The 22,133-nt window shown below is 51.7% G+C and carries 23 protein-coding genes and 1 tRNA gene; 12 read left to right on the top strand and 12 right to left on the bottom strand.

Features of this window, described 5'->3' with window-relative positions:
• Nucleotides 1–353: 353 nt before the first annotated feature.
• Nucleotides 354–917, bottom strand: coding sequence for a hypothetical protein (locus tag JT51_RS00985; protein WP_037306892.1), 564 nt, complete (start codon nt 915–917; stop codon nt 354–356).
• A gap of 461 nt (nt 918–1,378) precedes the next feature.
• Here JT51_RS00985 and JT51_RS00975 point away from each other — a divergent pair, with 461 nt between their 5' ends.
• Nucleotides 1,379–2,191 carry a heparin lyase I family protein gene (locus JT51_RS00975; RefSeq protein ID WP_152563278.1) on the top strand — a complete coding sequence of 271 codons (813 nt, stop codon included), beginning with the start codon at nt 1,379–1,381 and terminating at the stop codon, nt 2,189–2,191.
• A gap of 29 nt (nt 2,192–2,220) precedes the next feature.
• Here JT51_RS00975 and JT51_RS00970 read toward each other — a convergent pair whose 3' ends face one another.
• The 4 genes from JT51_RS00970 to JT51_RS00955 all read right to left on the bottom strand — a co-directional run bounded on the left by JT51_RS00970 (nt 2,221) and on the right by JT51_RS00955 (nt 4,279).
• The gene (locus tag JT51_RS00970) at nt 2,221–2,790 is read right to left on the bottom strand and encodes a tyrosine-type recombinase/integrase (protein ID WP_037306889.1); all 570 of its coding nucleotides are present in this window, start codon (nt 2,788–2,790) and stop codon (nt 2,221–2,223) included.
• A gap of 148 nt (nt 2,791–2,938) precedes the next feature.
• Nucleotides 2,939–3,235: a hypothetical protein gene (locus tag JT51_RS00965; RefSeq protein ID WP_037306888.1), complete on the bottom strand. Its 297-nt coding sequence runs from the start codon at nt 3,233–3,235 to the stop codon at nt 2,939–2,941.
• Between the two features lie 134 nt (nt 3,236–3,369).
• Nucleotides 3,370–3,981 carry a hypothetical protein gene (locus JT51_RS00960; protein ID WP_037306887.1) on the bottom strand — a complete coding sequence of 204 codons (612 nt, stop codon included), beginning with the start codon at nt 3,979–3,981 and terminating at the stop codon, nt 3,370–3,372.
• Nucleotides 3,962–4,279 (bottom strand): hypothetical protein, encoded by a 318-nt coding sequence (locus JT51_RS00955; RefSeq protein WP_037306886.1) that lies wholly within the window; start codon nt 4,277–4,279, stop codon nt 3,962–3,964. Before JT51_RS00955 ends, JT51_RS00960 begins: the two co-directional genes overlap by 20 nt.
• A 123-nt stretch (nt 4,280–4,402) precedes the next feature.
• Between JT51_RS00955 and JT51_RS00950 the strand changes: the two genes are divergently transcribed.
• The 5 genes from JT51_RS00950 to JT51_RS00930 all read left to right on the top strand — a co-directional run bounded on the left by JT51_RS00950 (nt 4,403) and on the right by JT51_RS00930 (nt 11,595).
• Complete coding sequence (locus JT51_RS00950; protein ID WP_235216096.1) at nt 4,403–9,253, top strand: DEAD/DEAH box helicase; 4,851 nt, start codon at nt 4,403–4,405, stop codon at nt 9,251–9,253.
• A 41-nt stretch (nt 9,254–9,294) separates the two neighbouring features.
• Nucleotides 9,295–9,765 carry a GNAT family N-acetyltransferase gene (locus tag JT51_RS00945; protein WP_037306884.1) on the top strand — a complete coding sequence of 157 codons (471 nt, stop codon included), beginning with the start codon at nt 9,295–9,297 and terminating at the stop codon, nt 9,763–9,765.
• Between the two features lie 102 nt (nt 9,766–9,867).
• A complete protein-coding gene (locus JT51_RS00940) occupies nt 9,868–10,233 on the top strand; it encodes a hypothetical protein (RefSeq protein WP_037306883.1) in 366 nt (121 codons plus the stop codon).
• Nucleotides 10,230–10,415: a hypothetical protein gene (locus JT51_RS00935; protein ID WP_037306882.1), complete on the top strand. Its 186-nt coding sequence runs from the start codon at nt 10,230–10,232 to the stop codon at nt 10,413–10,415. The genes JT51_RS00940 and JT51_RS00935 overlap by 4 nt, the downstream gene beginning before the upstream one ends.
• 139 nt (nt 10,416–10,554) lie before the next feature.
• Nucleotides 10,555–11,595 carry an IS481 family transposase gene (locus tag JT51_RS00930; RefSeq protein WP_037306881.1) on the top strand — a complete coding sequence of 347 codons (1,041 nt, stop codon included), beginning with the start codon at nt 10,555–10,557 and terminating at the stop codon, nt 11,593–11,595.
• 178 nt (nt 11,596–11,773) lie between these two features.
• On the opposite strand, the gene JT51_RS00925 is transcribed toward JT51_RS00930, so the two are convergent.
• Complete coding sequence (locus tag JT51_RS00925; protein ID WP_037306880.1) at nt 11,774–12,379, bottom strand: hypothetical protein; 606 nt, start codon at nt 12,377–12,379, stop codon at nt 11,774–11,776.
• A gap of 123 nt (nt 12,380–12,502) precedes the next feature.
• Here JT51_RS00925 and JT51_RS22165 point away from each other — a divergent pair, with 123 nt between their 5' ends.
• Nucleotides 12,503–12,931: a hypothetical protein gene (locus JT51_RS22165; RefSeq protein WP_037306878.1), complete on the top strand. Its 429-nt coding sequence runs from the start codon at nt 12,503–12,505 to the stop codon at nt 12,929–12,931.
• A 273-nt stretch (nt 12,932–13,204) separates the two neighbouring features.
• Here the strand turns inward: JT51_RS22165 and JT51_RS00915 are convergent, their stop codons facing one another.
• From JT51_RS00915 to JT51_RS00885, 6 genes are all read right to left on the bottom strand, one after another.
• Nucleotides 13,205–13,873 (bottom strand): YrbL family protein, encoded by a 669-nt coding sequence (locus JT51_RS00915; RefSeq protein WP_037306876.1) that lies wholly within the window; start codon nt 13,871–13,873, stop codon nt 13,205–13,207.
• A 333-nt stretch (nt 13,874–14,206) separates the two neighbouring features.
• Entirely contained in the window at nt 14,207–15,235 is a 1,029-nt protein-coding gene (locus tag JT51_RS00905; protein WP_037306873.1) for an alcohol dehydrogenase catalytic domain-containing protein, read from the bottom strand.
• Nucleotides 15,236–15,466: 231 nt separating this feature from the next.
• Nucleotides 15,467–15,991, bottom strand: a complete 525-nt coding sequence (locus JT51_RS00900) for a hypothetical protein (protein ID WP_037306871.1) — start codon at nt 15,989–15,991, stop codon at nt 15,467–15,469.
• A gap of 274 nt (nt 15,992–16,265) precedes the next feature.
• The gene (locus JT51_RS00895; RefSeq protein ID WP_235216095.1) at nt 16,266–17,288 is read right to left on the bottom strand and encodes a HupE/UreJ family protein; all 1,023 of its coding nucleotides are present in this window, start codon (nt 17,286–17,288) and stop codon (nt 16,266–16,268) included.
• Complete coding sequence (locus tag JT51_RS21130) at nt 17,288–18,124, bottom strand: peptidyl-prolyl cis-trans isomerase (RefSeq protein ID WP_051927378.1); 837 nt, start codon at nt 18,122–18,124, stop codon at nt 17,288–17,290. Before JT51_RS21130 ends, JT51_RS00895 begins: the two co-directional genes overlap by 1 nt.
• 252 nt (nt 18,125–18,376) lie before the next feature.
• A tRNA-Ser gene (locus JT51_RS00885) sits at nt 18,377–18,466 on the bottom strand.
• Between the two features lie 123 nt (nt 18,467–18,589).
• On the opposite strand from JT51_RS00885, the gene JT51_RS00880 reads away from it, so the two are divergent.
• From JT51_RS00880 to JT51_RS00860, 5 genes are all read left to right on the top strand, one after another.
• Nucleotides 18,590–19,432 (top strand): DUF2059 domain-containing protein, encoded by an 843-nt coding sequence (locus JT51_RS00880; protein ID WP_037306867.1) that lies wholly within the window; start codon nt 18,590–18,592, stop codon nt 19,430–19,432.
• Nucleotides 19,432–20,232 (top strand): DUF2059 domain-containing protein, encoded by an 801-nt coding sequence (locus tag JT51_RS00875; RefSeq protein WP_037306865.1) that lies wholly within the window; start codon nt 19,432–19,434, stop codon nt 20,230–20,232. The genes JT51_RS00880 and JT51_RS00875 overlap by 1 nt, the downstream gene beginning before the upstream one ends.
• 210 nt (nt 20,233–20,442) lie before the next feature.
• Nucleotides 20,443–21,051, top strand: a complete 609-nt coding sequence (locus JT51_RS00870; protein ID WP_037306863.1) for a 50S ribosomal protein L21 — start codon at nt 20,443–20,445, stop codon at nt 21,049–21,051.
• Between the two features lie 11 nt (nt 21,052–21,062).
• The gene (gene rpmA / locus JT51_RS00865; protein WP_037306861.1) at nt 21,063–21,332 is read left to right on the top strand and encodes a 50S ribosomal protein L27; all 270 of its coding nucleotides are present in this window, start codon (nt 21,063–21,065) and stop codon (nt 21,330–21,332) included.
• A gap of 247 nt (nt 21,333–21,579) precedes the next feature.
• A complete protein-coding gene (locus tag JT51_RS00860; protein ID WP_037306859.1) occupies nt 21,580–22,116 on the top strand; it encodes a GNAT family N-acetyltransferase in 537 nt (178 codons plus the stop codon).
• Nucleotides 22,117–22,133 lie beyond the last annotated feature (17 nt).

The raw sequence follows: 22,133 nt of genomic DNA, 5'->3' as shown, positions 1-22,133 counted from the left end.
AAACGCAATTTTTAGCAAATTTGACAGCGAGTAACTCATTGATAATAAATGATTAATCGGAACTTCTAGGCTTGGAGCTGTGAGTGTAAGCACTTGATTGCAAACCAAACTTTTTTAACTTTTTTTGCTTTTTTTAAGACAGCTCAATCGCGTTCCGCAGCTTGCTTTCGTTGTAGTCAATGCAACGCTGTGTCGTGCTCATGTCCTTGTGCTGCGCCAACGCTTTCTTCACACTTTGCCCACGAGTCCAGTCGAATTCCTTCTGTGACTGCTTTTTACACTTTAACGCTTCAAGTAGCGTGATCAATTAAAGAATAAGATGATTTCCTTTCAAATCATCCGTTATCATTGATTCAGCTTGTCTTTCTGGATGCACCACGTGTGATTTTGAACGCCAGCATTAGGATAAACATGCATGCGAACAAGCCTGTCACGTCACCAATAAAATAGCCAACAAGCGTATCTGTGTTGTGGTTGAAAGCGAAGCCCATACCAAAGGTGTTAATCACTGATGCAATGCCGCCAGCAATCATGACATCGCGCCAATTTGCTGTCTTGTCGGCAGTTATTCGAAAATCCATCCCCGCCTTTGCCAGCACCCAAAATGTTATGGCAGCGCAAACGACGCCTGAAAATGCGCCTGCTAAACCCAGTGCGGTAAACCCCTCCGCGCCAAAGTTCAGCCAATGGGTGAACATGGCGGTAGGTGCAATCAGCGGTATTGCTTTCCAACCCATCAGCCAGGCTGACAATATGCGAACACCATGCGGCAGAAACAGTAAGCTGGCGTATGGGGCAAGCTCAGGTGTGTATTGGGCTTGTAGTGGCAGAAGCAGATGAATTGAGATGCCAAATGCCGACAGGTTTGCAAGCGAGATAATCGCAAATGGTAAAATGAAGTCCGCGTACCGTATCATCTGAGCTGTGCTAACGGCTTAGCTTGTCTGACAAGACGTATGCTGAGCGCTTTCGCCCGTCTGTGTGTTGCAGATAGCCTGTATCTACAAGGTCCTTTAACGCCCGAAAAAATGCGCTGCGAGACACGCCGTCAAGTAGTTCATGGTGCCTTATGTCTTCTGTCGCGACTGCGCGTGACGTTTCTGACAAGAGCGTGGCAGCGTAAACGATATTTCTCTGTACGGTACTTAGGTCGTTAATGCCTAAGTCACGCTCCATGCCAAGCAGTAAGTGCTTCAGCCGCGCAATTTTCTCAATTCCCGTCATGTTTAAGCTCAATACTGCAAAGCCAGATACCCCTAATATAGGGCTTGACTGTCGCGCTCAACAAGTCCCAAGTTGGCACTTAAGGTTGATGCGTGAACCGTTTGAGCTTTGCGTGTACGAGAAAAGTTAGAGGATTGATGTGCTGAGGACTTTCGTGTCGAAAACAATGTTGGCGGCGGTCATCATTGTTGTGGCTTTCAATGACGCCGCCAGCGCTGATCGCTTGAAGTTTGAGCAAAATGGCTCGAATTTGCCAGATTCCTACAAGCAAGTGCGCAAAGTTGAAGGCATCAAAGCAAAGCGTGTCCATTCTTTTTCGATTTATGGCGGCGATTGTGTAACCGCTTCATATGGTGATGGGACAGGCAAAGGTGACTGTACTTACGGTTCCGTGCGCTCGTGGCTTAGGGAATCAAAAAGTGATGGTCGCTGGATTTTTCCGCAGCCGTCTGAGGCTTGGTATGGCTGGGATATGCTAATTCCTAGTTCATTTCCAACTGTTGGGCAGCAAACCAGCGGAAGTTACACATTTGTAGGATGGAAAGGCTTTGTCTGTTCGCACGCGTCAATAAATCATTCCACTCGCAAAGGGGAAGGCGGCACCATCTACTTGCGGTTACAAGCGCCCCGTGACCCTGCAAACCACGATTGTAGAGACATAGCCCGCATTCCGCTGATGAAAATGAGCGACTTCAAAGGGCAATGGAGGAACATCCAAGTTTATGCTAAATGGTCCCATCAGTCAGACGGGCAGATAATCGTTTACGTCGATGGTAAGCAGCATGCCAACTACAACGGTCCCACATTAAACATTGCGCCTGACTACCCTCACAAAAAAACAAAAATGAACCACTTCGATTTTGGTGTCTATTTGTGCTGCACGGCTGGGGTTAAGCATGTTCGCCCTGGCACAGTTTACTTCGCGAACGTTAAGCGTGCGGGGAGCCAAAAAAAGCTTGGCAGGTAAGGTCGTGTTGTTCGAAGATGTTGGTCATCTTACAATTCAATCGCGTTGCGCAGCTTGCTTTCGTTGTAGTCAATGTATCGCTGCGTCGTGCTTATGTCTTTGTGCCGCGCCAGCGCCTGTATCACCCGCACATTCACGCCCTTGTCTGCAAGCTCTGTCAAAAACTGCCGTCTGCCGCTATGTGAGCTTGCGCCTTTGATGCCTGCTGCTGAGTAAAACTTGGCAAACAAGTTCACAATTGTCTGCGGGCTGAATCCGCCGCGTTTTGCACTGAAAAACAATGGCGCCTGAGATTTGCTGGCGTGACGAGGGTAGGCGGCAGCATATGTAGTAAGAGCTTTGTTTAATCGCTTGCTCACAAGCACAGTTCCAGCCTCATCGCCCTTTGTCTGCGTAGCTGCCAAATACACAGTGTCGCGCACGTCGCCATCGTCTTCAAAAATGTCACCAACTTTCAGCGTCGCAATTTCGCAAGCACGCAAACCTGCAAAAAAGCTGAATGCGAAAATTGCACGGTTTCTGGATTTGTAGCGATGAGCGTCAATAACCGCGTAAACACGTTTCTGTTCTGCTTGCGTCAGTAGCTTTGCTTGCTTCATGTCTCACCTAAATGTGTGCCTTTGTCGTAAATCATTGTAAAGTCGCACATTTTACAAAACGATCAAAAAAGGCTGTGAAGTTAAGCCTTTGTTATCAAACGTAGTTCAGTGAAGATGTTAGATATTACGAAGATTATAACAAAACAGGTCATACATCTGCGTCTGCGATTTCAGCAATCTTGTGTTTGTGCAGCAAGTAGTCACTCAGCAGCCGTTCTACTTCTTCCAATCCCCGCTTGCCCTTGCTGTCGCTCCGCTCCGCAAGTCTAGCCCGCGTGCGCGCCAAGCAGTTAATCGCAGCGTCAACGCTAAAGTCATGTCCTGCGTGCTTTTGCCAAGCAAACCAGTTTCTGTTCTTTCTGCACCAAGTTCTGCTTAGCTCCTCTGCTGTTTCAATCTCATCAATCTCAATCAGCTTCATGTACGTATAATTCATCAATTTCATGTCTGTTTACCTTTGCTCGAAAACTTCGTTTGTTTTGAAATATTTGGATTTGGCAAAAACTTAGGATTAGCTACAAACAGCGTTTGTAACTTCCAGCGTTCCCGCCTGCACACATCAGTCCGCATCGCAGTTTTTCAGTGTGTTGCAGTTTGTCCTGCTATCTTCGCCCTGCGTGCTGCAACTGCTACTCGCATCAACGCAGTTTCTTTGGTCAGCTCGTTAGCTGCTTGTCGTTTGGTTAGACGACGAAATGTGTGAATGGGTTTGGGACTGGGCGGCAGCTTGGAAAAGTGCGTGGCAGGCAGATACAACGTATCAGCGCCCAACTTGTCAAATTCATGCAAGCCATAACGTGCCGTGTGCGCCGCGCTCCGCGCCTTCTCAATTATAGTATGCTCGTAGCCCATCGTAAAGCTGCTTGTTTCATCCCAAACGCAGCGTGCAGTCTCGCAAAAGTTCTCTATGTTTGCATTTGGCTTGGCAACGAAATGAAAATGCAAATTGCTGCCGCTGCTGCCAAGTTGCCTAAAGACAGCTCGTTCAATTCTGTGCCCATTATCTGCCAAGTTGCGCCCAATGTATGTCCTGTCCAGCTCATTAAAAAACCTGCGTACACATTGTCCTGCTTTGTGTTCGCTAGTGCTGTACCCATCAGTAAACTTCAGCGTGCCAAAAACTGTCCAGCCAGCTTGTGCCAGCCAATTCGTCAAAGCCTGCTTCTGTTTTTCATTTTCTACGTAGTTCATTTTTCTTCGTTACTTGTACTGACTTGATGGGGGCTTGTGGGCTGGCAGCGTTTGATTTGCGCACAAGCTTTCCGCGCGCTTTTTTAGCGTGTGATCGCTGCGTATGTTTGCCAGTTGTGCGCTTCGTGCCAGCTTCAAGCTCTGTTAGCTTCTGTCGCCTGCCACTCCTGTCACGCAGCATTTGGCGCAGCAAAAGCACCGTCATGTCAATCGCAGTGTCTTGCTCGTCGTCATCAAGCTCCAAGTAGCCCGCAAACAGCAGTTCAAGCTGTTTTCCAATGTTTTTGAGTTGTCCCATGTGTAAAGCCTTCAAGCTATTTATGCTTTGACGACAAAGGATTGGGCGACGTTGGCACGCTTTGGCGAAGTTTAGGTGAGGCAAGGTGTTTTGCTTACGGAGAATGGGCGCAAAGGAGCGATAATGCTGTGGCGCACTTCAACCACAAGCTATAGCCTGTTCCAAAACAAACACTTAGTGGCGAGCAATTATCCTATGTCAGCGTTAGACCGTATTCTACAATCTTACCGCAACGCAGCAGTAACTGAGCGCGAAAAAGGCACATATTTTGAACGCCTATCGCTTGCTTACTTGCGCAACGATCCAGTGCAAGCGCAACAGTTTAGTGACGTTTGGACGTACAGCGATTGGGCGAAAGACAACGGCTGGACTGCAAAAGACACTGGAATTGACTTGGTTGCAAAGCTTGCTGATGAAGACGGTCTTGCTGCCGTACAGTGCAAATTCTACTCAGCCCAGCATCGTGTGCAGAAAGGTGACGTTGATAAATTCCTCAGCGCATCTTCTAAAGCGCCGTTTCAACGCCGCGTGTTTATTGACACCACTGAAAGAGACTGGAGCGAGAACGCAGAAGAAACGATACGCGGGCAAAGCATTCCCGTTATACGCGTTGGTTTGGATGCGTTGCGTGAAAGTGCGATTGACTGGAGCGTTTTTGAAGCAAGCGAAGAAATTAAGCTGCATGACAAAAAGCAGCTGAGATCGCATCAGCAGCAGGCGCTTGATGCGGTAAAGAGCGGTTTTGAAGAACATGACAGGGGCAAGCTAATAATGGCTTGCGGCACTGGCAAAACATTTACAGCTTTGAAGATTGCAGAAGCGTTGGCTGGCAAAGGCAAGCGTGTTCTGTTTCTTGTCCCATCGCTTGCATTGATTGCGCAGACGGTGCGGGAATGGACTTTTGATACAGAAACTGAGTTGCGTTCGTTTGCTGTTTGCAGCGATGCACAAGTTGGGAAACGCAGAAAAGACAATGATGATATTGCTGAAATTGAAGTACACGAACTTGAATTTCCAGCGACGACGCAGCCTGCAAAAATAGTTGAAAAAGCTGGCGCAGATGATGCGGAACGTATGACTGTTGTGTTCAGCACCTATCAAAGTTTGCCAGTAATTACCGCAGCGCAAGAACAGGGTTTGCAGCAATTCGACCTAATAATTTGCGACGAGGCGCACAGAACAACGGGTGCAACTATTGACGGCGAAGAAGCCAGCAACTTTGTCAAAATACACGACAACGCATACGTGAATGGCGCCAAACGACTTTACATGACCGCGACACCACGAATCTTTGGCGATAGTGCACGAGCGAAAGCGGCTGATGCGGCTGTTGAACTTTGTGACATGGATGACGAAGCACTTTACGGACCAACGTTTTTTACGCGCGGCTTTAGTTGGGCTGTAGAGAATGGCATGCTGACTGATTACAAAGTGATCGTGCTTGCAATGGACGAGACGGTTGTAAGCAGATCAGTGCAAAGCAGGCTTGCGGAAGACAACGAGCTGAAGCTGGACGACGCAACTAAGATCATTGGTTGCTACAAGGCGCTGCAAAAGCACGGCGACAACCAGGAGTTTGCTGTAGATGCAGATCCCATGCGCCGTGCCATTGCGTTTTGTAAAGACATACGCTCAAGCAAATTGATTGCGCGCGAATTCGCGGCAGTTGTGGATGAATACAACGGCGCAAGCGTAGTTGATGACGAAACTGAAGACATGCTGAGCTGCGCGGTTGAGCATGTTGACGGCACATTTAACGCAAAAACACGTGGCGAATTGTTGCATTGGCTTGGCGACGACGTTGAGCACAACGGATGCAAAATTTTAAGCAACGCACGCTGTTTGAGCGAAGGCGTGGATGTACCTAGCTTAGACGCAATTTTGTTCCTGCATCCGCGCAAATCGCAAATTGATGTTGTGCAAAGTGTTGGGCGTGTGATGCGCAGGGCAGAGGGTAAAAAGCTTGGCTACGTAATTTTGCCAGTGGTTATTCCAGCGGGTGTAAGTCCAGAAGATGCGCTGAACGACAACGAGCGTTACAGGGTTGTTTGGCAGATTTTGAACGCGTTGCGTGCGCATGACGACAGGTTCGACGCGACGATCAACAAGCTTGAGTTGAACAACGATACAGGGGGGCAGATTGAAGTTATCGCTGTTGCTGAAAACCTCCCGCAAAAGCAAACAGGCGAGCAGGGCGCTGGTATTGGTGAAGGTGGAAGCGAGGACGACAACGATACAACGGCATCAGCACGCACGGAAGAACAGCTCAACTTTATCTTTGACGAGTTTCCAGCTGCTATACGTGCGAAAATCGTGCAGAAATGCGGGCGGCGCACGTATTGGGAAAACTGGGCGAAAGACATTGGTGAGATTGCGCAAAAGCACATTGAGCGAATCAAAGCGATACTTGAAACAGGTGACGCTGAGCGCGAAGTTTTTGACGAGTTTTTGGCTGAAATACGCGATGACTTGAACAGTGCGGTTACGGATGAAGAAGCGATTGAGATGCTAGCGCAGCATCTTATTACCAAACCTGTGTTTGATGCGCTGTTTGAGGACTACGATTTTGCCAGCTTAAACCCCGTTTCCCAAGCCATGCAAAATGTCATTTCTGTACTTGAGCCACAGAATTTGCAGAAAGAAGCGGAGGAGCTTGAAAGCTTTTACGCAAGCGTGAAACGACGCGCGAGTGGTATTGACAACGCTGAAGGCAAGCAGAAGATTATTGTTGAGCTATATGACAAATTCTTCAAAACTGCTTTCCCCAAACTCACTGAAAAACTGGGCATTGTTTATACGCCCGTTGAAGTCGTTGATTTTATCATCCACAGCGTCAACGACATTTTGAAACAGGAATTTGGGCAAACACTTGGTAGCAAGGGCGTGCACATTATTGATCCGTTTACTGGCACGGGAACGTTTATCACGCGCCTGCTGCAAAGCGGACTGATTGATGCGGATGAGCTAGAACACAAATTTAAGAACGAGATACACGCAAATGAAATTGTGCTGCTTGCCTACTACATTGCCGCAGTAAACATAGAAGCCGCTTATCACAGCTTGAGCGGCAACGACTATGCGCCGTTTGAAGGCATTTGTTTGACTGACACTTTTGAGATGTACGAAAGCGACGACATGGTTGCGGCGCTGATGGCGGACAACAGTGAGCGGCGCAGCAGGCAAAAAGCACTTGATATTAAAGTCATAATTGGAAATCCGCCCTACAATGTTGCGAACATTGGTGTTGAATACAAAGACTTGAATAAGCGCATTGCGGACACTTATGCGCGCCATACAAAAGCAACCAACAAAAATTCACTCTACGACAGCTATGTGCAAGCAATACGTTGGGCGAGTGATAGGGTTGGTGAAAGTGGCGTCGTTGGTTTTGTAACAAATGGTGGCTGGATAGACGGCAATGCAACTGACGGCATGCGCAAATGCTTGGAAGAAGAGTTTAGCAGCATCTACGTGTTCAATTTGCGCGGCAATCAGAGAACTAGCGGCGAACTTTCAAAACGCGAGGGTGGGAAGATTTTTGGCAGCGGTAGTCGCGCACCAGTTGCTATTTCCTTGCTCGTCAAAAACCCGCAAGCAGTTAAGCACGGTGAGATTAAGTACTACGACATTGGTGACTACTTAACGCGCGAGCAGAAGCTACAAAAAGTCAGCGCCTTAGGTTCCATAGACGGTTTAAGTGCAACTGATGCGTGGCTGGAAATTGAAACTGACGAGCATGGCGATTGGATAAATCAACGCGATACGACATTTGACAGGCACATTGCGTTTTTGGATGACGATGAAGGCTTGTTTCAGCTTGGCAGCAGGGGGGTTGAAACTGGAAGAGACTACTGGGTCTACAACGCAAGCCCCTCTAAGCTAGCCAAGAACTGCAAGGAAATGATTGAGCTCTACAACATGCTTGCAGAAGCAGGCGGTGAACCAATTGACGACGCTAAACGCATAAAGTGGACTTCATCTCTTAAGAGTAGTTTGGGTCGCGGCACAACTTCATTGCTTCACAATACGGCGTTTAGGATCGCTTCTTACAGACCATATTCAAAAGAGCATTTGTATTACGAAAGCCTTTGGGTACACAGAATGGGAAAACTGGAAAGAATTTTTCCAAGCAATTCATGTGGCAATCGTTCTATCGTCATTAAGCAAAGATGGAGAGGACACGGGCAAATTGCGCTTATGGCTGATGAGCTGATGGACTTGCAAAGTGACGGTGGTTCCCAGCATTTTCCGTTGAAGGTGTTTGATGCGGCAGTGCACGATGAAAGCGACTTGTTTGAAAGCAGCAATAGAGAAGAAGAACTAAGGGAGGCTAGCGGTGTAACGGAAAGTGGCTTGAAGCACTTCCTGACAGCATACGGTAACGCTGCGATCACAAAGGAAGATGTTTTTTACTACGTCTACGGTATGTTGCACAGCGAAGATTACAGAACACGCTTCGCTGACAATCTAAGCAAGCAATTGCCACGCATTCCAGCAGTAAACAAAGAAGACGATTTTTGGGCGTTTGCAGAAGCAGGGCGCAAGCTTGGGGATTTGCACGTGAACTACGAGCAAGTTGAAGCTTACCCAGTGACTATTGCGGAAGGCGATTTGCGGCTTGCGCAGTATGACGACGCAAAGGCGTTCTTCCGCGTTCAGCAAATGAAGTTTGCGGGCAAGCGACCAAACTTAGACAAGACGAAAGTGCACTACAACGCCAACGTCACAATCACAAGTATTCCGCTTGAAGCTTACGACTACGTAGTGAATGGCAAGAGCGCGCTTGAATGGGTAATGGAACGGCAAAGCGTGAAAACGGACGCAAAGAGCGGCATTGTGAACGACGCGAACGATTATGCGAACGAAACAATGGACAACCCAGCTTACCCGCTTGAACTTTTCCAGCGCGTCATAACTGTAAGCTTGGAAACGATGAAGATTGTCAATAGCTTGCCAAAGCTAGACATTGATTGATCAATTCTTTCCATCTGAACGTGCGGTTTGGGGATATATGTATGATTGAGATAGAGGAAATCTTTGAGCTTTCTGAAAAGCGGAGGTGGATGAAGAAATTCCTTAGTTCTTACAAGGGTGAGAGCGTCGCAATGAATGAGGAGATGTTTGGCAGCAATGTTCGGTTTTTTGTTGCGTGTGAGGACGGAAAGCAACTTGGTTTCATTCGAATAAACGACAAATCAGCTTTCTTTGAGCGCTATACCAGCGAGCCAGTTTGGAATGCGGCAGATGCATATGTTAAGACGGCATACAGAAGCAAGGGTGTAATGGGCGCACTGCTTCGACATGTTGTCGCCAACTGCAACGTTAAAATGACACACATCGAAACCGCGCGATTAGCTTCGAATGAAGAGTATTACCGCCAGCTTGGCTTTACGTATCACTATCCAGTAAAGGACGGTCGCTTAAGCTGGGCTTTCGTTGAAGGCATCAAAGAAACTGTGATTGAGATGAACCAGCAGGGAAATTAGTGATTTTTGGATGTTTGAGGGTGGCGATGGTTTTTTGCTATGTTGGAAACTGTTTGCTGGATACTCAGTTGCGAAAGTTTCTGGTAGGCAGGCGGGTTGACTATGAGCGACAACAAAAAGCGGAAAGCGCAACTTCAACATGTTTTGGAGCGGCTTAGGGGCGGCAAAACCGTGCAAAACCGTCAGCTGCGCACGCTACTTGGTGATGTTGCGTATGCACAGTTTGAATACGAGTGGCGCGAACAGGTAGAATTGCGTGAGACCCTGAAGAACAAACCAGCAGAAGTTGCTGAATATGAAAGGCTGCTGAAGCGGGCGACGTTTGCGTACAGCAAAGCGGATGCGGCGAGCAGGCGGGGCAGGCGCAAGGCGGCAGCTGAAATGTTTGCTGTTGCTGACACACAGTTTGAGCGGTTGGTGGATTACTTGGGAGAGCAAATTGCTGGCAAAGCTGACTTGGAAGCTTGATTACTTCGCGCGGCTTGCGCAACACTGGCGGCGGTTTGTTGAACGTGAAGAGAACAAAGCAGCAGATAAAAATTGATGCAGTTGAGCGTGAACTTGAAAAGCTGAACGATGATGCTGACGAAAGCTGGATTGCGCAGAGATTGGAAGCTGGACGCAGGTTGCGTGGGCTTGCAGCAGACTAAAATTGAATTAGTCTCGATGTGATCTGACACCGCCCCCTTCTCAGCAAGCTGAAACGGGGGCGGCGCATCTCTTGAAGGAGATGATGGTTGTCCGTTTTGATGGTGGTGCCAACCAACCCATCGAAACGAGGAAACCACGATGTTGAATACTACCGACAAGATCATCAAACACAAAACCGGCTTGCTGAACCTGGCCGAGGAACTGGGCAATGTCTCGAAAGCCTGTCAGGTGATGGGCTATAGCCGGGACACGTTCTACCGCTACAAGGCGGCGGTTGACGAAGGCGGGGTGGAGGCGCTTTTCGAGCGCACCCGGCGCAAGCCCAACCTTGCTAACCGGGTCGACGATGCGACCGAGCAGGCCGTGATCAAATCCGCCACCGAATTTCCGGCCTATGGTCAAGCCCGCACCTCCAATGAATTGCGCAAACAGGGCGTCTTCGTCTCGCCCTCCGGTGTCAGGTCGATCTGGCTGCGGCACGATCTGGCCAACTTCAAAGCCCGGCTGAAGGCCCTGGAAGCCAAGGTCGCCGAAGAGGGTTGCATCCTGACCGAAGCGCAGGTGCAGGCGCTGGAAAAGAAGAAGCTCGACGATGAAGCCTGCGGCGAGGTGGAAACAGCCCATCCCGGCTATCTGGGCTCACAGGACACCTTCTATGTCGGCACCCTCAAGGGCGTCGGGCGGGTCTATCAGCAGACTTACGTGGACACCTATTGCAAGGTGGCGCATGCCAAGCTCTACACCACCAAGACACCGATCACCGCTGCCGACCTGCTCAATGACCGGGTGCTGCCCTTCCACGATGAGCACGATCTGCCGGTGCTGCGGATCATGACCGACCGGGGCACCGAGTTCTGCGGACGTGCCGACAAGCATGATTTCCAGCTCTTCCTGGCAATCAATGACATCGACCACACCAGGACCAAGGTCAAATCGCCCCAGACGAACGGCATCTGCGAGCGGTTCCACAAGACGGTGTTGCAGGAGTTTTATCAGGTCGCGTTCCGCAAGAAGCTCTACGACAGCATCGACACGCTGCAAGCCGATCTGGACGAATGGCTGCACCACTACAACCACGAGCGCACTCATCAGGGCAAAATGTGTTGCGGCAGAACGCCGTTCCAGACCATGATCGAGGGCAAAGAGATCTGGAAGGAAAAGTTCCTGAACCAAACTTGACCTGACAGACGCCGCCGGAAAAACGGCCAACTGTCAGATCACATCTGAACCACTACACTAAAATAGTACGCAATACGTCTTGCCGCGCTCAACGAAGCTCAACTAGCGCCCGCATACATTTTTCATGTAGTCTTGCTGGCTTTGCCTACAAAGCTGTGCTGTCTGCTTCGCTGAAGTGCTAGTTGATTTGTTCGTCGTCCCAATTTTTCAAATAATCGTAGTAAGGCGTAAAATCATCTGTAAGTTTGCACATAGTCAAAACCTGCAAAACCTCGTTCGCTGCTCTTTCCGCCGTCGCATCCAGTTTCCCCAATTGTTCCAAAGTCTCATCAAACAAACGAAGTTCTACCTTTTCCAGTCGTTCAAAAAGCTCTTCACATATCCATTCACCATCGTTCATGTCGCGTACATATGCCATTGAGAAAGAGCAAATTGCTTGGTTTTTAGAAAGTATTTTAGAGGCGATAAGCGGACCACTTTCATTGCAGCTTGTGATAGCTACCCTTAACGCCTCCGTATCTGTTGTTATTTTCGCCTCCGCAGCCACTAAACGAATGCCAAAAATTTGTTGAGTGGTTGTGCTTAGGTTCCTGTTAAAACTCAGCGTGTTGCTTCCAAGTTCAGCCTGTTTCTGAAAGCGAAATTCGCCCCCACTGTCGTGCCAATCAAATTCGATTGCTGCATGCACGATCGTTTTCAGGTGTCCCTGGATTGATTGAACAGCAGAGTCAAATCTCAGTTGCTCAGCTGTGCTAGCAGGCTTTGAAAATGATTCCTCACTCATGTTGTGCTTTCTTTAGTTTATGTAGCGCGTCGTCATGCTTATCAATCTGATATTATGGCAAAAAATGATCGACTTTCTGAAACTTGATTGCAGACTTGTGCTTGCAACGCAAGGAGCGAAAACATGTCTGTACTATCAAAACTGACCGTAAAAACCATTACTCGCGCCAGCAAGCAAGACCCTGTTCAACTGCGCCGCCGCAAGCTTGTTGCTGCGATTGAAGAACAGATGAACGTGGCGGCTGCTGCGTCAAACGGCGAAAGCTATGAGATGACGCGTAAGACATGGGTCAAGAATGAGCAGGGCGAAAAAGTGCTGGTGGACAAGCTGCGCAAAGTACGCCCGTGGTTTTTTGAACAGGATGGCGGCTGGTACGTTCAGTGCAAGTACGGAAACAAGGCGCTGACGATTAGCGGTGGAAACGCAGTATTTGTGAAGGCGTTGAAAGATGTTGCTGGCGCGTTGGACACGTTGAAGGCGGCTACGGAAGCTGGAGAACTGGACGAAGCTATTGAAAACATAATGAAAAATAGGGGTAAGAAGGTTGCATGAGTTGCTTGCTTAAGTTAGCAGGAAGTTAGCAGATAATTTTTAGTATACGTAACATATTGATATATAATCTAATATTTGACGTTACGAATAGCGAAGCGTTAATTCGTTTCGCGCTGAAAGTTTCGAAAAATCAAACGGTCGCAAGGAATTGCGGCCGTTTTTCTTTGTGATGTCTCAGGTTATGGCTTTGAGAACCGCCCATGTCAGCGGTCTATGGCAACAGTTCAGGGGCCAACCTTTGGGTCGGCCCGCAAACGCCCGCTCATTTGTTGGTCAATTGCTGTTGTTCTGTGGCAGGGAAGCATGGGCGATGCCCAGAAATTTCAGCCGCACACGCTCTAACTTGCGCGCGTTCAGACGGCGTGACCACCGGCGCACGGGGATCGTCTGTTTGCAGCCAAAGCTGTCGATCCAGACCCAGCGACCCGTTCCATCAGGCCGCGTCTGATAAACGACGTTTCCCGGGTTTCCGTTGCTGATAATCACGTTCTCGGTCACCAACAGCTCAAAGTGCCGCTCAAGATCGTCCACATGCTGCTGGGTCAGGCGACCAGTGCTGGCAAGAAGATGCAGGCTGGGTGAAAGCTGACCATCGGGGTCCGAGATACGTTCATACACCAAGGCCAGACCGAGGTCCGTCAGAATAGCACCGCGAACCTCGCAGACGGGTAGGTCTACCCCGTCGGTCTGATGGCGGGCCATCAGCTCAAAGGACTCGTGAAATTCACGCAAAAAACCCTTGAAGGCCGTCGAGCGGCGAAAAATCCGATCAAACCATGTGTCGGTCAAAAGGTTTGCGTTTGCATCCATGGTGTCAGGCTGAGGAACCTTCAGCAACGTGCCAGGCACATCCGGATGTTCATAGACAAATTGGCGGTTTCCCTTTGCGATGATGGCTTTATCCGCCAGTCGCAGAAGGTGATTTGAATCTTTGGTTTCCATCTCGGCAATTTATGAAAAATTTATGACAATGCAAGCTGGTACCCCCTGCCGATACGGCCGTGTACCCCACTTTCTGCGTTGACGCGATCAAACACCACATTTGCACCCTTGGCGGCAGGGACGCCGACGGCCGTCTGACTTTGGTCCAACACTATGCGGGCGATCAGGCGATCTTGCAGGCAACTCAATGGAGTCCCAGTGAGATCAGCAGGGCACGCCAAAAACGGCAGCCCGCTGATCAACAGCTGCACGCTGCCCAATTTCACTCACCGATGTCGGTTTACCCAGCGCGTTTGGCGCCTGGGTCTCGTCCTTGATCTGGGCTTTGGTCCACTATGGCGTGATAATGACCTTTCCGTCACTCTTTTGCAGGGCGCTTGCCAGGTTTGCCACCACATCCTTTAGCGCAAGCCGTTCGGAAACGTCGGTTTTCCACTGACCGTCAGCAAATCGGGCCTGAACTTCACCCACGACCCGTGCCTGATCGGCGGGCGGGGTATCTGTCATCCAGTCGGTCAACCAGAACCCTTCGATCCGCTTGCCCATAAAGATCAACTGGCCGGGCTGCGTCAGCTTTGGCAGCTCGGGGCTGAGCTTGCCGTAACACACCCACCGCGCGCCTTTGGGCATCGCGCAAAACACCTGTTCGGTCTGCTGGTCCATAATGGCGTCCAGAAAGACCCGAGGTTTCAGTTCACGGCTTAGCGTCGTGAATTTCTGCAACATGTCCGGATCAGAGGTGATCAGCACATCATGGGCACCCAAGGCCTTGAGCGCATCCGTGGTTTCGGCCCGCCGGGCCATTGCGATGGGCTTCAGGCCAAGGTCGCCGCCAAGGCTGCAAACAAGTTTACCCAGCTGGCTTGTAGCCGCAGAAACAATGAATGTGTCACCGGCGCTGCGCGCTATGTCGACCATTGCCATCGCGGTCAACGGGTTCACAATTTGGGCAGCGCCGTCTTCGTCCGAAATCTCGGGGCGAAGCGGGATACACAATGGTGCCGGTGTCACCACATATTCGGCCCAAGCCCCGGCCCCCACAGCGATGAACGCGACGCGCTGACCTTGCAGCCTTTCGGCCCCGTCGCCAGTGTCGACAACGTCGCCGCACCCTTCGAAACCGACAGCGGCACCTTTGACGCGCGGCTGCCCGTATTCGCCTTTGACAAAATGAAGGTCCGACGGGTTCACCGATGCGGCCCGCATACGGATCAGAACCTCACCGGGGCCGGGTTTGGGAACAGGCATCTGCGCGTCGGCCACCCAGTCGGCGGCATTTTCAATGGCTGGTCCGGTCGCGTTTTCCGAATATCCGTCGTGTTTTTGAACCACGGCAAACATCGTTGAGGGCAGGGCGGTCATATATGATCCTCTTGTTAGAACAGTTTATGCGCCAAACGCTGGCGTCTTGCGGACGGGGCGATACTTTGATCGCCAGCGCAGCAAAAGTGCATTTTAGAGTCCGCATATTTGTGAAATCGAACCAATCAAATGGCCAGAACCGCGTCAACCAAACTATGATCTGACGCAGCGAAAATAGGATTTTGCAAAGAGAAACGGGCCGCCCTTAATAACCGGGCGGCCCGACGGGTTTTACTGCCCTGTCAGCAGTTTGCGAAGTTCGTCGATCTTTACGGCGATCGTTTCCGGAGACGCCTTGATCTCATCCAGGATCTGGATGGCTTGGGTCTTGATGTTCTGCGCCAAAGTGCTGTCCTGAACCGACGCAACCATCGCGTCATAGTCAAAGTTCTGAGCCGTCAATGCGCCGTCCTGAACCCATGAATTCAACAGCTCTTGTCCCTGATTGGCCAATGAGGCCACCTGATCGCCCGCCTGGTTCGCCAGATCCGTGGCTGTTTCGCCAGCCTGCTGGGCGGCATCACTTGCCTGATCGGAAATGGACGATGCAGCCTCGTTTACTTGTTCAGTAATGGACGAGGCGGCCTCGCTTGCCTGTTCGGTTGCGGCGTCGACCGCTTCGTTGACCGCGTCACCGGCATCTTGTGCTGCCGATTGCAGTTGTTCGGCCGGGGTGGGTTCAGGTTGATTCAGATAATAATAAGCGCCCGCGCCCAGACCGGCTATGACTACAGCTAATAAGATAGTACGCGACATGTGTCTCTCCTTTGGAAAATGTGTCGCCGAGATGGGGGAAAGCTAGCGGAATTCAAAGGGGAAATCCCAGAAATTCATTTCAAAACGGGGGATTGAGCCAGCCTACGCCTATCCACCCAGCGAGAAAGGCGATTTCACGCCACCGGGTCTTAGGCTTTGGCAAAAGGGGCGGCAAGACCAGCAGATGCCACCCTTTCGATGCGTTCCAAAGCAAGGGGTTTTGCACGCGCCGAACGTCCACATCCCGATCCGCCGGTCGTTTCCGGTTGGCGGTTCAGGCCCAGAAACCGATCACCCGCTGGACCAGCCAGTAAGACGCGATTGCGCCGATGGCATAACTGACCATGATGTTCCGCGCCGCGCCATCCCTGAAGACCCTTTGGAACGATCTGAGCGGAAGGCGTTTCAATGCCCACCCAACCATCACAACGGCGGCAACGAAAAGAAGTTGGCCAACTTCCACCCCGATATTGAACCCCAGCAGCGCGACAAAGATATCCCCTTGCGGCAAGCCGATCTCACTTAATGCGCCTGCAAAGCCAAGCCCGTGCAACAACCCGAAAGTGAATGACACTATCCATGGCCATCGCTCGGACAGACGCGGCGCGACCGTGTCCCGTTTGGCGATCTCAACGGCAAGAAACACGATGGACAGGGCAATGACGGCCTCGACCGGGGGGCCAGGAACATGCAGCGCGCCCAGAGAAGCCAGCGCCAGCGTAATACTGTGTGCGACAGTAAAGGCAGTGATCGCACCGACCAGCCGCCAGACATCGCGGACCAGAAATAGCAGCGCAAAGACGAAAAGCAGGTGATCGAACCCTTCAAGGATATGTTCGGTCCCAAGCTCGGCGTAGGTCAACAGAACCGACAGGCGGGTGGTTTCAGCTGGGACGACGAATGTGGTTTCCGTTGGCGTCAGCCGTACACTTGTTGCAGGTGTATCCAAAAGTTGCACCCGCACCAGAACATCCGTCCGGGTGTCTTCCAGACCGGGTATTTCCAGCGTTGCACCGGCCATGCCACCGGCGCAGCGCGTGTGCCAGTTGGAAACCCAGGCGGCACCGTCAAAATACGGGGCCGGGGGGTGCGTATCCCCACATCCGGAGGGCAGGCGGACATCAATGGCCATTGGCTGCTGCTGAACGTCCGGCTTGCGCCAGAAAATGCGATAGGCACCCGGCTCTGTTTCCGTGATCTCAAGATATCCCGGCTCCAACGCGTGGGCTTGCGCGTCCATGGCAGGGCCGAAAGCCAGCAAGCCAAAACAGGTAAAGAAAACAAACAGGCGCCGCATCAGTTTGCGCCCTGTTCGTCACCAGCGACGGTGATCTGGTATTTGTCCTGCAACCGTTGGCCGAACTCTACTTTGGCTTGCGATTGCGAAACCTCGCGCCACCGGGCGAGCACTTGGTTTTCAATGTCTTCCAGCTTGGGGAGGTCGGATGGAATGCGGTCGACCACCTGCACCAGATGCACCCCATACCCGCTTTGCACCGGCCCGGCCCAAGTTCCAACCGGCAGATCCTGAATACCGGCGGCAAATCCGGACCCGAATACGCCGTCCACCCGCGATGCTGATGTAAGGGGTATTTGTGCTGGCAAAAGCGAGACCTGCAGCAGATCCTGTGGCAACTGCCCCTTGTTAAGTGCATCCAAGGCACCTTCGGCCTGCCCAAGGTTGGCCGGCTCCAGCATCACCTGTTCAAACGCTATCTGGGGCGGTGTCCTGAAGTCTTCGGTGTGGGCGCGATAAAATTCCGCCAGTTCCCCCTCAGCGGGCACCCTTGCACTAGCGGCCGAGGTTGCGATGAATTCCATCTTTTGCCGCAGGCGGTTGCGAATGACGGGGTCTTTCTCATCCATGCGCAGCGCGCGCGCCTCGCGAACCATAACCTCTTCGCGCACCAGATTGGTGATCAGATTGTCCAACTCCTTGGGACTTGGCCTGCGCTTCCAGGTGCTCTCGAATTGACGTTCCAATGTCTCAATATCGCTTTGGGTGATATCAAAACCTTGGGGTTCCGGACGGTTGTTTTCGAATTGCCCATACAGGACGAAGATACCCGCCCCGAGCAACAGAAAGTGAAGGAATGGCTCACCCAAGATACGTTTGAAGGCGGAATTGTGCATAGCAATGAAACTCTAATTAAAATCGGATGTGTCTATGTTTTGCTGTGAAACTACCCTGAATTTTTTTGAAAAGCACGAATAACCTGACTGTACGCATGGAAAATTTGTTGGCTCGCCTGCCTGCGGTTCAACTAGCGCAAAGCGGGAACTCTGAGGTGGCCGATCGCTTTTGAATGGAATTCATGGGTTTGAAATGCGGTTCCAAACCTCAGCCCGTATTGGGCATGCATTACCGATATCCAAGAAAGATAATGGCGGAGAGACAGGGATTCGAACCCTGGGTGGGCTTGCACCCACAACGGTTTTCGAGACCGCCCCGTTCGACCACTCCGGCACCTCTCCGCGGGGGTCTGTGAGGGGGGGATTTAGTGAGGAACGCGCGAGGGTGCAAGCAGAAAATTCGCGAAATTCACCAAGACGGTATTTTCCATTGCCAGACGCCATAAATCGCCTAGGCTTCTGGATATGACAAATCTTACACATCGTATCATCTTGCCGTTTTCCCTGTTGTTTGTAGCGCTATTGTTGCTGCCCCAGCCATCCTCGGCCGCCGGGCGTGAACGGGTCGAGGCTTTTTTGACCACAACCGGGTTTGATGTCGCGTTGGAGAGCATCGCGCTTGCCTCGGGTTCCGCGCCACAGATGTTGGGAATCGACGCTGACGAGTTTGGGTCGGACTGGACGCGGTTGACCGAAGAAGTGTTCGACACCGAAGACATGCATGAAACCGCTGTGTCGATCCTTGAGCAAACGCTTAGCGACGAGGCGCTGACCCATGCTGTGGAATTCTATGCCTCGGATCTTGGTCAGCGGTTGGTTCAGGCGGAAAACGCGTCGCACATGGCTAAGGACGATGATGCAAAGCAGCAGCAGGGCCAAGAGATCGTCGCGGATCTGATTCAGAAAGGCTCGCTGCGGGTTGAAGGCCTGAAGCGGATGAATCGCGCAATCGACGCCAGCGGAACCTCTTTGCGGGCCTTACAAGAAATCCAATTGCGATTTCTTTTGGCGGCCAGCGCATCGGGCGTGATCGAATTGCAGATGAACGCGGATGAACTGCGTGAAGTGATGCGGCGGAACGAAGCCGGGATGCGGCAGACCCTGCAACTGTCAGCCTTGGCCAGCGCCGCCTATACCTATCAGGATTTTTCCGACGACGATGTCATTGCTTATGCCCAAGCCCTTGAGCAGCCGCTGATGCAAGAGGTTTATGAGCTTTTGAACGCAATTCAGTATGAGATCATGGCGATGAAATTTGAGGTTCTGGCGGCCCGCATGGCCGATCTTCACCCGGCTCAGGATATCTGATGCGCCTTACTGCCGCCCTTCTGATTGTCGTGTGCTGGGTCGGGCCGTCGATGGCCGCGGACAAGATCGACCGTCTGATGTCGGCGATGCACCTGCGGCAGGTCGTCGATACCCTGCGGCAGGAAGGGCAGGTGCAGGGGAAAGAACTGGATGAAACACTGTTGGGAAACGCAGGTGGTGCCCTGTTCCAGGCGCAAGTTGACGAGATATTCGAGCCGCTTTGGATGCATGATCTGATTACGGAAACGATTGCTCAAAACCTGACGGACAGTGAACTGGATCGCGCCATCATGTTTTTCGAAAGCGATCTTGGGCAGACATTGGTCTCGCTTGAGAATTCGGCCCGGCAGGCCATCTCAGATGAAACCATCCGAGACATGGCGCAAGAACGCTATTTGGAGAGCCGCCGGGACACCCCGCATTTCAAGCTGGTTGATGAATACATTCAGGTCAACGATCTGATCGAACTGAATGTGCAAAATTCGCTGAGCGCCGACTTCAATTTTTTCCGTGGACTGGGCAACGACACCAATCTGGACGAGGGAGAGTTGCTGGCCCAATTACTGTCAGAAAAAGACAGCGTCAGGGATGAGGCCGAGATCTGGTTGTATTCCTTCTTGTTGTTGGCCTATCACCCGCTGAGTGACGCGCAGATGCGTGAAAATATCGCGTTTTCCCGCACCGAAGCCGGTCAGGCAGTCAATCAGGCGTTATTCGAAAGCTTCGATAGCATGTATGACCAGATGTATTTCAAGCTGGGGCAAGCGGTTTCCGGCGTTCTCAGCGGATCAGACCTTTAGGCCTGTATTTCGTGTTGACTTTCGGTGGCAATCTGTTGATAAGCGCGCATCCCGGCCGGATTTTCTGTGCCGGGTCTCATTTTTATTGACCCAAAGGGATGTTTCCCGGGGTCGTCACACAGCCCGAAAAGGGCGCGCTGTTCGAGGTGGCGAAAGCCGCAAACGCCCAAATGGGGACCACAGAACGCGGGTTAGATAAAGGAAAGACGCATGTTTGCGGTCCTCAAGACTGGCGGCAAGCAGTACAAGGTTCAGGCGGGTGATATCCTCCGCGTTGAAAAGCTGGCTGCCGATGCAGGTGAAACAATTCAATTCAACGACGTTCTGATGCTGGGCGGTGACGCACCGGTTGTTGGCGCGCCGTTTGTCGCAGGTGCGGGCGTTCAGGCCGAAGTGATCGAACAGATCAAAGGTGACAAGGTCATCAAGTTCGTCAAGCGCCGTCGTAAGCACAGCTCGAAGCGTACTGTTGGCCACCGTCAAAAGCTGACCCTGGTCAAGATCACCGACATTCTGGCGTCGGGCGCTGACAAGTCTGGTGTCAAGGTTGCAACCGGCTCGGCTCCGGCTGGCGAAGCTGCTCCTGCGGCGAAACCGGCCAAGAAAGCGGCTGCGAAAGCAGAAGCACCGGCAGTTGCTGCAGACGATCTGACCGCGCTGACTGGTGTAGGTCCCGCCGCCGCCAAAAAGCTGAATGAGGCCGGTATCGAGAGCTTTGCCGCTCTGGCCGCCTTGTCGGACGAACAGATTGCTGCTATCGAAACGGTCAAAGTGAAACCCGAATGGGTTGAGCAGGCCAAAGAGTTGGCTAAAGGCTAAGGAGAGAGAGAATGGCACATAAAAAAGCTGGCGGTTCCTCCCGTAATGGTCGCGACTCAGCAGGTCGCCGCCTTGGCGTGAAACTGTATGGTGGTCAGGCTGCCATCGCAGGCAACATCATCGTACGTCAGCGCGGCACCAAGTTTTGGCCGGGCGAAGGCGTAGGCATTGGCAAAGATCACACCATCTTTGCAACCACAGATGGCGCCGTGAAGTTCCACAAGGGACTCAAGAACCGCACCTTTATTTCGGTCCTGCCAGTGGCGGAGGCCGCAGAGTAAGCCGAAACCCATAAGGTTTGAAAATTCTTGGGGGACCGGCAGATAAGCCGGTCCCCTTTCTCGTTTTAACGCAATTTTGATCGAATGCCCCGATGACCGTCACATCAAGCAACAATCCGACCTTTGACCAAGGCAGGATTGTGCCGGTGGTTGAAGATCGGCGGGCCCGAAAATATCTGATGGGGACGTTAGTCAGTTTCACTGTTGCGTTCATATTTACTGTGTTGTTCGGAGGAGGAACGCACCCATGAAACTTGAGGCAATAATAAACCAGCCGGTCATCGAAACCGAGCGGTTCGACCTGCGCCCGCTGCGTCGGTCGGATTTGGGTCTCATTGAGCATTATGCAGGCGATGAGCGCGTGGCGCGTATGACAACAAGCATTGCGCATCCGCTGGCACCGGGCGCGACCGAAGCGTTCATCACCCGGTCAATGGCCGAGGATCGTGATGAGGACGTCTGGGTCATGGACGCCACCAAGGACGGTGGGCCCGAGCTGATTGGTGTTATCTCGTTGGTACGGTTGGACCGCAACCAGTCCGAGGTCGGCTATTGGGTCGCGCCGATCTATTGGAACACCGGCATCGCATCAATGGCAGTCGAGGCGTTGGTCAACGCCAACCCGCTGGAGAACGCCAACATGTTCGCCAGCGTGTTTCAGGACAATCCGGCCTCGGCCCGGGTTCTGACCCATTGCGGGTTTGAATACCTTGGTGATGCCGAAAGCTATTCGGTGGCGCGTGATGCAAACGTGCCTACCTGGACATACAGTAAAAAACTCTGACTTGTGGCCGATGGGGC

Origin of the sequence: Ruegeria halocynthiae (genome assembly GCF_000743705.1) — a bacterium.
Taxonomy (GTDB): domain Bacteria; phylum Pseudomonadota; class Alphaproteobacteria; order Rhodobacterales; family Rhodobacteraceae; genus Ruegeria; species Ruegeria halocynthiae_B.
The sequence above is the reverse complement of the archived record's forward strand: the minus strand, read 5'-3'. Positions and strand labels throughout refer to the sequence as shown.